The 9,635-nt window shown below is 51.0% G+C and carries 9 protein-coding genes; 3 read left to right on the top strand and 6 right to left on the bottom strand.

The annotated features are described in order from the left end of the window. The 4 genes from B4B27_RS05305 to B4B27_RS05290 all read right to left on the bottom strand — a co-directional run. Nucleotides 1-191: hypothetical protein (locus B4B27_RS05305; RefSeq protein ID WP_290724416.1), on the bottom strand; the 191-nt coding region annotated here is incomplete at its 3' end. A 43-nt stretch (nucleotides 192-234) separates the two neighbouring features. Continuing rightward, nucleotides 235-1,536, bottom strand: coding sequence for a hypothetical protein (locus B4B27_RS05300; RefSeq protein WP_290724414.1), 1,302 nt, complete (start codon nucleotides 1,534-1,536; stop codon nucleotides 235-237). 15 nt (nucleotides 1,537-1,551) lie between these two features. Next, nucleotides 1,552-3,675, bottom strand: coding sequence for a hypothetical protein (locus B4B27_RS05295; RefSeq protein ID WP_290724412.1), 2,124 nt, complete (start codon nucleotides 3,673-3,675; stop codon nucleotides 1,552-1,554). Nucleotides 3,676-3,776: 101 nt separating this feature from the next. Then, complete coding sequence (locus B4B27_RS05290) at nucleotides 3,777-4,526, bottom strand: acid phosphatase (protein WP_290724410.1); 750 nt, start codon at nucleotides 4,524-4,526, stop codon at nucleotides 3,777-3,779. 54 nt (nucleotides 4,527-4,580) lie between these two features. Here B4B27_RS05290 and B4B27_RS05285 point away from each other — a divergent pair, with 54 nt between their 5' ends. After that, nucleotides 4,581-5,513 carry a bile acid:sodium symporter family protein gene (locus B4B27_RS05285; RefSeq protein WP_290724408.1) on the top strand — a complete coding sequence of 311 codons (933 nt, stop codon included), beginning with the start codon at nucleotides 4,581-4,583 and terminating at the stop codon, nucleotides 5,511-5,513. 45 nt (nucleotides 5,514-5,558) lie between these two features. Further along, nucleotides 5,559-6,014: a hypothetical protein gene (locus tag B4B27_RS05280; RefSeq protein ID WP_290724407.1), complete on the top strand. Its 456-nt coding sequence runs from the start codon at nucleotides 5,559-5,561 to the stop codon at nucleotides 6,012-6,014. A gap of 82 nt (nucleotides 6,015-6,096) precedes the next feature. Here B4B27_RS05280 and B4B27_RS05275 read toward each other — a convergent pair whose 3' ends face one another. Beyond that, entirely contained in the window at nucleotides 6,097-7,515 is a 1,419-nt protein-coding gene (locus tag B4B27_RS05275) for an ATP-binding protein (protein ID WP_290724405.1), read from the bottom strand. 41 nt (nucleotides 7,516-7,556) lie between these two features. Beyond that, nucleotides 7,557-7,730: a hypothetical protein gene (locus B4B27_RS05270; protein ID WP_158213015.1), complete on the bottom strand. Its 174-nt coding sequence runs from the start codon at nucleotides 7,728-7,730 to the stop codon at nucleotides 7,557-7,559. 816 nt (nucleotides 7,731-8,546) lie between these two features. Here B4B27_RS05270 and B4B27_RS05265 point away from each other — a divergent pair. Further along, complete coding sequence (locus B4B27_RS05265) at nucleotides 8,547-9,632, top strand: site-specific DNA-methyltransferase (protein WP_290724400.1); 1,086 nt, start codon at nucleotides 8,547-8,549, stop codon at nucleotides 9,630-9,632. Nucleotides 9,633-9,635 lie beyond the last annotated feature (3 nt).

Below are 9,635 nucleotides of genomic sequence, written 5' to 3'. Positions count from 1 at the left end.
TCCTCTTCCACGAACACGATTTCGCCGTAGTGGCTCTTGGTGCAGTGTGCGAGGTCGTCGTAGGTCGGGACGGAAGCCGTGCCGTCCTTTTCCGAGGCGGGCTTGCCGGAGCTGCCGTCATCGCCGCAGGCGGCAAGGAAGAGCGCGCCAGCCAAGCTAGCGGCAAGACCGAGTTTCTTGGACAATTTCATAATTCCTCCGGGAGGATTGAAGACAAACCTTTTCGATTAGGGACTAGAAGTAGATGAATCCACCAAAGCTAACGAAGACGCCTTCCCCGTTGAAGATGGACTTCGTGTCGGTAAAGAAGGTGTCGCCGAAGGCGAACTCACAGGCAATCCAGTTCCCGTACTGGTAGCGGAACCCGACAGTCGCAGTCACCTGGTCAGACACGCTTTCCATGGCGGTGTATTCGTCGTCCGTGGCGTCCGTTCCCGACGTAAAGTCGAACACGCGCCAATTATAGGAGGCTTCGCCGAAAAGCATCACGTGGCTGCCTAGGAGCACCTCGCCCAGGACGTTCGGGCTGAGCGAAACTCCCGCATTGAACAGCGACGTCGTCACAGTGTCTCCCGACACCGTATCGACAACATCCTGTTCGTCGTATATGGAAAGCGGCACGGACGCATTGACTCCGAGGAGGAGCCTTGCGCGCTCATTCTGGAAAGCCGCGATGCCGTAATTGAAGAACGGGGAAATCGCGATGTGGGAATCCACGTCGTCGTTAATCACGCTGCCGCCGACCTTGAGTTCGTTTTCGTGACGGGTGAAACCGACTCCAGCCGACCAGAAATGCTTGACGGCGGAAGGAGTATTCGAAATGCCCAGCGTCACGTTCAGGTCGCGGTAGGCCTCTTCGCTGGACTTGCCCACCTTGGGTTCCGCGTTGTCCTCTTCGCGGGTCGTAACCCAGTCAGCGTTGACGGACGCGACATAGCCGCCAAAGACCTTCGAGGCGGTCAGGCCCCAGTCGTCCCCGGAATAGGAGCCGCTCTTCTTGCCGTTGTCGCCATCGATGGCGAACTGCCCGAGGCCGAGACGGAGCGCGATACCGAAGCCTTCGGTAGCATAACCGGCGGTCGCGCGGCCCAGGTCGCCCGAGATATCCATCGCGGCGAAGAAAGAGCCAAGCGAAACCACGCCGCGTTCTGCAGCAGGTTCGATGTAGAAGAACTTCTTGCCGTAGAACTTGTCCGGGCTTCCAAGCAGGCCATCGACATTATCGGCAGCGGCGACGTTGCCGACCGAATTGTAGGCGCTACCATGCAGCACGTCGAATGCGGAAGGTTCCTTTGCGGGAGCGGGAGCCGCCGGAGCGGGCGCAGGCTCAGCGGCAGCCTCGGGAACAGGGGCCGCCTGCTGAACGGGAGCAGCCTCGGGCGCGGGTGCAGCTTCCGCCACAGGAGCGGGTGCAGGCTCAGCGGCCGGAGCCGGGGCAGCAGGCTGTTGGGCCGCGGGAGCCGGGGCGGCAGGCTGTTGGGCAAGAGCAAAAGCGGTAGACGCAAACGTAATCGCAACAATTTTCTTGATATTCATGATACAAACTCTCCTTTAGTTCTTCTGCCATGCAAGCGGATAGGCACCGCAATCGTCCAATGTCGTCTTCACTACCATGCCCATAGCGCCAGAATCATACACGCTGCATCCGCAGGTGTAGGAATCCTCGCCGGCATTTCCCGTCGTACCGATCGTCTTGGCGTTACACACCTTGCCGATATCGTAGGTCACCTTGTCGGTCACGGACCATTCGTACTTCCCGGCGACGTAGGCATTTTCGCCACAGGACCTGTAGACGCTCGTGCCCTCGCTCTTGTAAGTCCCGATCGAATCGACAATCGCCTTGCGGCACACGCCGAGTTCCTGGTCGTCTTCGGTAGCTTCCTTGAAGTTCACCTTCACGGAATCTTCGCAGTAGTAATACTTGGAACCGCTCTTGAACACGTCATACACGACACACTTCTCGTCGCGCAGGTCGTAGTTCGCCTCGTCCGTTGGAATCCAGACATAACTCACCATTTCCCCGCTGCCTACGGTCATCTTGTTTTCCTGGCAACGGGCGTAGGAGTCGTTTTTCTCGTGCTTGTACTTTTCGACGACGTTCTTGGCGGACGCGTTGCACATGTAGCCGATTTCGTAGGTGGTCAGGGATGTCGGAGTCCATGCGCGGTTCTGGCATCCGTAATAGGTGTCGTTTTCGTCTTCATCTTCGGTCTTTTCGACCGTGTTCACGACATCTTCGTAGTCCGTGCAGGCCTTGCCGATTACGAGCACGATGGAATCCGGTTCCTTCCAGCGGATGGTCGTCCCGGTTCCAAAGCCAGTCGTATCGTAGACATACATCTTCTCGGAATCCACGTTGCCCGCGCTGAGCACGCCGTCGTTCGCATTCCCGAGATTCACGGTATCGCGTTCGAAATCGGTCGACACGCGCCAGGCCTGGTTGTCGCAGGTGAAGAAGGCGCTCGCGCTGTCGCTCAGCTCGTTGCGGTTCTGTACCACGGCGTCCTGACGGGCCCCGGCGCAACCGCCAAGGCCGTAGGCATCCACCCAGAATTTCGTGAAGTGGCCTTCGAAGGCGGGGGCGGCCTCGTTACCGAACTTTTCGAGGTTCTTGCGGTAGTCGGATTCCTTCAAGAGGATCTCGCCCGTTTCCTCGTCCTTGATCTTGAGGTTCTCGATATTGAAGGCGAAATCGGCCAGGACCGTGTGGAATTCCTCGTCGCCCCAGGAACCGGTCTCGGCAAAGCCCTCGGCGAAGTTCGCAACGGCTTCGGCAAACTCGCCCTCGTCCAGGTTGGCGCGCAGGAGGAGCGCAACCGCAAGCTTGACCTCTTCCTCGTCGCTATCGGAATTGAAACCGAAAGCGGTAAAGAGTTCCCTCTTGGCCTGCTTCATGGCGGCATATACGCTAGCACCGCCGTTCACCAGGGCGCGCACACGGCCCGCCAGCACGTGGGAAACCACATCGACCGCGGGAGTTTCGCCCGACGAGAGGTCCACCACGGCTTCCAGTTCCAGGGAATCCTCCGAGACCTCGCCCGAGACCACGTCCATGTAAAGGCCCTTCACCGATATCAAGGCGAAGTCGGAATAGGCCGTCACGCGGGGAACCATGAAGTCGCCCTTCCTGTTCGAGACGGAACCCACGGTTGCGGAATCCGTCGTCGCGAAGGCGGCTTCCTTGGAACTGGTGATTTCGCGGAGCTTAACCTGCGTCCCCATTTCAAAGGGGCCAATCACCTTTGCAGAGCCGAGAACGAGATCGTTTTCGACCTGGGGAGTCGGCATGCTCCCGTCCGAGGACTCGTCCGACTCGATCCAGCCCGTATTGACACACAGGTAGTACATGGAATCCGCCTCGACATACACCTTCATGCCGAGCGTCTTGCCCCTCTTGGCGGGGCACTTCGGCAGGTCTTCGAAGTTAGCCACGGACACAACGACCCAGCCGTCGTCCGTGCACTGGTAAGACATGCCCTCTTCCTCGACAAGGACCTTTTCGCCCACCGGGCTAACACCCGAGGCGCTCTCCCTCGAAGAACAATTCGGCAAGTCTTCGTAAGTGGAGACCTCCGTCTTGCCTTCATCCGATGAATTCAGGTTACAACCTGCCAATACGGCAAGCCCCGCTCCAAAAGCAAGGAGCGCCGACTTCTTAGAATACAGTGTTTTCATTTGTCTTTCCTATCAAAAAAATCAACACATTGACGCAATGTAGAATAATAAAAAGATTTTTGCAACTTTATTAAAAGAAATTGACTAACGGAAAACCGCCCCTATTTCGTCTTCTTCCCGTTCTTCGCGGCGGAAAGCTTCTTGAATTCCGCCTGGGCCTTGCGCATGTCGGCCATGAAGGTTTCGTTTGTGTGCAGGCTCGGATAGGCGCCCGAAACAAGCACCTTGGAAGCATCCACGTCGCTTTGCCAGTGGAATCCGGCAATCACGCGGCTCTGTCCCCATTCGTATGCGTATTTCAACAAGGCATCCTGAGCGGCCGGGTTCACTTCTATCAGCAGCAGGGCCATCGACCATGCACGAACGGTATGTCCCGACGGGTAGGAACCATTCGTTCTCAGGCGCTCTTCTTCGGACGGAACTAGGGTCGGTTCGTTAAAGCGGTCGTAAGGGCGACGCCTCATGTAATGCCTCTTGGGAAGGCTCCCCACCTGCTTAAGCGTCCGGATTCCTCGTTCGAGCAGGTTCATGATGGCGGGAGTCTTCTTTGCGGAGATTTCCATTCCAAAAGGTTCGCTGAACATCTTGGCCATGTCCTCGACCGTTTCTACCGCCTGGGCTACGGCCAGGGCCGCACGCGCGGAATCGGCACGCATCTTTTTGCCCCAGATGTACTGCGACATGTCGTACATGAACTGCGGGGAGAGCGTATCGGGGGGCGCCGGGTAGAAGTTCAGCGCGTTCGGGAGCGCTTCCGCTTCCACGTAGGGTTTGACATCTGCAGCAAAACTGCAAAGTGACGCGCCACAAATGGCGACAACGATAAAAGCTTTCTTGATAAGATTGGTCATGCGTTGAATATAAATAAAAAAGACTATCTTTTGCGATTGAACTGGAGATTACAAATGCGCATTCTCGAAAAAATCAGTGAATTTGTGGGCAAGTGGATGGCGGTTGTCGTTTTGGCAATCGCGGCGCTCTCGCTGTTCCTGCCGAAATCCACGCTCTGGATTGAACTCAGTTGGGTGAATTACCTCTTGATGGTCGTGATGTTCGGCATGGGGCTCACGCTCAAGTTTAGCGATTTTGCACTTGTGTTTGCCCGGCCGAAGGAAATCACCATCGGGTGTGCGGCGCAGTTCATCGTGATGCCTGCACTTGCGTTTTTGCTCTCCAAGATTTTCTGTCTCGATGCCGCACTGATGGCGGGCGTGGTTCTCGTAGGAACTTGCCCCGGCGGCACATCGAGTAACGTTATTACCTACCTCTCGAAGGGCGACGTGGCACTCTCCGTAGGCATGACTAGCGTGAATACGCTGCTCGCTCCCGTGCTGACTCCGGCGATTACCTATTTGTTGCTCCGAACAACGGTCAATGTCGATGTGATGGCGATGTTCCTCTCCATCGTGAAGGTCGTGATTGTGCCGATTGCGTTAGGGTTTGTTATCAACAAATTCTTTGGCAATTGGACAGCGCGGGCGGTCAAAGTCTTGCAGCTCGTTTCCGTGATTGCCATCGCTATGATTGTGGCCGCAGTCGTTTCGCACAATGCCACGAAGATCCTTTCGACCGGTTTTATCGTGTTCGCGGTGGTGATTTTGCACAACCTGCTCGGTTACGGCTGTGGTTTTGGCCTTGGAAAATTGCTGAAATTCTCGACGCCCAAGACGAAAGCGCTTTCCATCGAAATTGGCATGCAGAATTCAGGGCTTGCCACAAGTCTTGCAGCGACCGCGTTCTCGGGCTTTGCCATGGCGACCGTTCCCGGCGCCATATTCTCCGTTTGGCACAACATATCCGGCGCGATACTCGCGAACGTTTATCGCCGAAAAGAATAGCAGGCTTAAAAAAGGCTATCTTTCTAGCAGCTTTTAGGAGTTTATATGAAAATGAATTATGCCGAATGGGTTTGCCCGGAATGCAAGACCAAGAACCGCGAAACTTGCAACATGTGGATGTACGGCAGTCCGATTCGCGAATGCAAGGCCTGCCGCAGCGAATACCTGGACAGGCGCTGGCGCGAGGTGGCGATTGACGGATTTGATCCGCGTAGCAAGAATGCAAAATTCTACGCAAAAGGAGCCGCATTCCTTTTGTCAATGGCAATAATCTGCGGGGTATTACTTCAAACTTCGTTCGTACATGGAAATAATTTCACAAAGCTTACCCTGGCGTGCATCCTATGCTCGCTATTCGGCGTCGTTAGCGGATTCATCGCGCTCCGGATCAAGCTCGGCTTTGCAGCCAAGGACAACGATAAGTTTATGGCCGAATCCAAGGCGCGCCTAGGCGACCCGAAATACGTCGAAAAATTACGAAAGTCTGGATACAAAATTTAAATTACCTGCTCGTGCGCCCCGAATACCAGGACAAAGGCATCGGCAGGGAACTCGTGGAACGCGTCAAGGAAATCTACAAGGATTACCAGCTTGTGGACGTAGGTTTCTTTTTCACCCAACGCCCATTTTTCGACGCCCCTTCCCAAGCGTAACCAAGTTTTTTGAGGTCACGTTTAATTGAATCGCGGCTTACATTCAAATTTTGAGCAATGACAGAAATTGCAATAGAGCCATTTGCCAAAATCATAGCTGCAACTGCTTCAAGACGCTTTTGGAGTGCACTTTGAGGTGCACTTTGGAGTGCATTTTGAGGTTCATTTGGGATGACAATCCTACCGTTCAGCTTGTTCATCGGGAACGTCACCACGGTATAGCCACCCTCTTCACTCCAAAAGGGTTGCGGGGAATTTTCCGCCTTGCAAGCATCCATTATGCGCTTTATTCCCGAGCCCCATTTTTCTAAGTAAGTTATTTGATAGAGAACCGTCGCAACAATCTCGTTTCGTGGATACGACTTATGCGACCGCTTAATAGTTTTGGGAGTTAATTCGCGGGGTAACAAGCCCGGGCTTTCAATTTCTATACGGTCGTCGTATATGGCAATGCCGATAGAGCACTGGTGAATGTCATAATCCCTATGACAAAGGGCGTTGATTAGAGCCTCACGCAATGCCGTTGCTGGAACATCAAGGTGTTCTTCCCTTTTAAATCCCTTGATTTCTCCGCTAAGAGAAAGATGCTTGAAAAAGAACGACATGCCCGCATCAAGCAGTTCAAAGAAATTGCCATGAGCCTGCTGGTTGTCGATAAAGTAATTTTTGTCCGTTCCTCTAAAACGAGCCATTCGAATTTCATAATCATACGAAAATCTCTTAGAAAAAAGAAATACAGCGGCGTTCCGCAAATTGTCGCCATCCAACAGGTTCCATTTTTTCAATATTACTTTAATTGACTCATTGAGTGACCCCACCGGAATTCGTTTTTCTTCGACTCCGAGACGGACTACGCCACGAATTGTGCTGACATCAAGGTCTTTTATAGAATACCCCTCAGCCACCCTCATTTCCCACGAATATTTGTGCGGCATGTTGATCCGAATTCTAGCATCAAACATATCCCTAGGCATTGCTTTAGTGACACTTTCCAGTCTATAGTATGGTCTTCCATGAAATGTGTACGGGTCATTCCCATAGACCCACGGATTGAACCTCAGTACGATTACTTGATGGTTGTCCTTGTCGGGAATGTCTACATATTCAATAACAGGGGTGACCGCAGGTTCTATTCCCGCTAACGCATGCGCGATATCGCGACGGGTAGATTCAGAAACGATTTGCCCAACAATACTCAAGGAAGGCGTGACACCGAAAACGAGAACGCCGCCATCGGAATTCAGGAAGGCGCATGCCGTATGCATGCCTTCTCGAAGTTCGCCGGTAGATTTTTTCAGTTCAATATTCTTCGTTTCATCTTTAGAAATCAGTTTTTTGAGTTCTTCCAAAGTCATCGAATAGCCTCGCTATTAAAGTTTTTCATCTCCTTTTATCCTCTCGGGTAACGCAGTTTCGCACCGCATTTTGGACAACGCAGAATCAGTTCCTTAAGCCGCTTGATTTCCGCATCTTTTTCTTCTAGCACCTTGGCAAAATCCCCGATGGCGTTGTTTGCACCGCGATTCGGGCCTCCGTTGAATTTTCCGAAAATTTCATCGAACATAATTATTTCTTATAAATTTTAGTTGAACGTCGCCATTGGGCGACATTTTGACAGGCCGTTGCGATTATGCTAAAAAACAGCGCACAACATGCCCTTGCTTATTTGTTATGTATTGAGATTTTCCACGCCTTGCGCGGAATGGGATGATCTTGCGATTCTGTTGGCGGGGGCTTTCCCCGGCGTTACTTGCCACTCTTTCGAGTGAACTCGAGTAGGTCGTGTTCCTACCAGCTATCCAACAGCATCAACAAGAAGGTTAATGCGCCCCGCCGCGAATGCACGTACGGACCCGAAGGTCTATGTCGACTGTCGCGAGGATTATCGAATATCGGCTATAATATATACAAATAGGTTGTCGAAGTCAAGGGATATCTTAACGCTGTTTTTTTATAAAAAGTGGACCATTGGACTAGTTTTTCCCTCAAATTGTCATGTCGGGCTTGACTTGTTAACTCCTTTTTCCCTGTCATCCCCGCGTAGGCGGGGATCTCCCTCTCGCATATTTATATATATTTTCCACTGACATAGCCCCGTACCGAATGGTGCGGAGCGACCGGAATTTTTGAGATTCGTCTCTTATTCTCGCAACTGAAACTACCACTTTCAAACCGTATGAGGATAAGACGAACGCTCACGTCCCGATTGGGGCGTGGGTCGTTTTGTGCTTATTATACGGAAGGGTGTGGTAGCCCGCAGTTGCGATAAGCACGCGAAGCGACTCCACGCCTTTTTTGTTTTTCCAACGATTTTGGCCAGAGTTCCCTTTGTGCACTTAAACAAGAGCGGATTCAAACAACTCTTGATAAGGAACAAAATATGGTGGAACTAGAAACTAATGCCCTCAAGTCTAAGGTAGAAGAACTCCTCTCTTCTGTTCCTGAATTCGTTGACAGTGAAAAACACCTCAAAGTCAATGTGATAAAGGATTATGCCGAACGCGGCGATGTGAAGCTTATTGAGCTGCTCCTCAAAAACAAACAGACTAAAAAAACTTTCTTCACACCCATCTTGGATAGTTTTGTCTTTAATACCGCTCAATTTAAGGAATTTTTGGAATACAACTCAGGATGTAATTCTTACTCAAAGTATCTCGGTCAAATTGGTTTGTACTCTGGGGATATATCCCTTATTGATCGGGACGAAGTGGTGCTCAATTTTCCGTTTAAAGATTGTGTGTTAGAAGGCGGACAGCGCAAAGAAGATGGAGACGATACTTATTACGAGTTTGATGAAAAAAATGATAAATACATTGAGAGACAGGGCAAACGTCGTGAAGTTTTTTTCAACGAAGTTCTTGCACGCGACGAAATTGATAATCTTTTTTCACCCAAAGCATTTTGTAATGCAAAGCGTTTTGAACTAGGCAAAAATAAAAAAGCAAAAGAATCAGAATTTAATTCGTTTAACCGTGATGCAGAAGTAAACAAGAACCGCGGTCTTGCCGAGGATACGATTACAGATAATTTGATTGTTAAGGGCAACAACTTGCTTGCCCTACAATCACTCAAAGAAGAGTTTGCCGGAAAAGTAAAGTTGGTTTATATTGACCCGCCTTATAATACGGGTAGCGATGATTTCAAATATAACGACAACTTTAATCATTCTTCATGGTTGACATTTATGAAAAACCGCTTAGAAACCGCGAAGGAATTGCTTTCTGAGAACGGGTCAATTTTCGTACAGTGTGATGATAATGAAATGGCGTACTTGCAGATTTTGATGAATGAAATTTTTGATTTTATTCAAATTGTTGAAATAAAAATGAACGAAGGTGCTGCGAACGAGTTTCAAAATCCCTTTATGCCAAAGAATTGTGAATATGGATTGCTTTATGCGAAAAATTACAATGCAAGGAAATACAAACCTATTTGGGTAGCTGACAATAGGAGGAAAATCACATGAAAA

The organism is Fibrobacter sp. UBA2449 (assembly GCF_002342555.1).
Taxonomy (GTDB): Bacteria; Fibrobacterota; Fibrobacteria; order Fibrobacterales; family Fibrobacteraceae; genus Fibrobacter.
The sequence above is the reverse complement of the archived record's forward strand: the minus strand, read 5'-3'. Positions and strand labels throughout refer to the sequence as shown.

Coding starts and splice junctions, on each gene's coding strand:
- B4B27_RS05265 (WP_290724400.1), top strand. CDS start 8,547: ATGGTGGAACTAGAAACTAATGCCCTCAAGTCTAAGGTAGAAGAACTC.
- B4B27_RS05290 (WP_290724410.1), bottom strand. CDS start 4,526: ATGACCAATCTTATCAAGAAAGCTTTTATCGTTGTCGCCATTTGTGGC.
- B4B27_RS05300 (WP_290724414.1), bottom strand. CDS start 1,536: ATGAATATCAAGAAAATTGTTGCGATTACGTTTGCGTCTACCGCTTTT.
- B4B27_RS05280 (WP_290724407.1), top strand. CDS start 5,559: ATGAAAATGAATTATGCCGAATGGGTTTGCCCGGAATGCAAGACCAAG.
- B4B27_RS05270 (WP_158213015.1), bottom strand. CDS start 7,730: ATGTTCGATGAAATTTTCGGAAAATTCAACGGAGGCCCGAATCGCGGT.
- B4B27_RS05295 (WP_290724412.1), bottom strand. CDS start 3,675: ATGAAAACACTGTATTCTAAGAAGTCGGCGCTCCTTGCTTTTGGAGCG.
- B4B27_RS05285 (WP_290724408.1), top strand. CDS start 4,581: ATGCGCATTCTCGAAAAAATCAGTGAATTTGTGGGCAAGTGGATGGCG.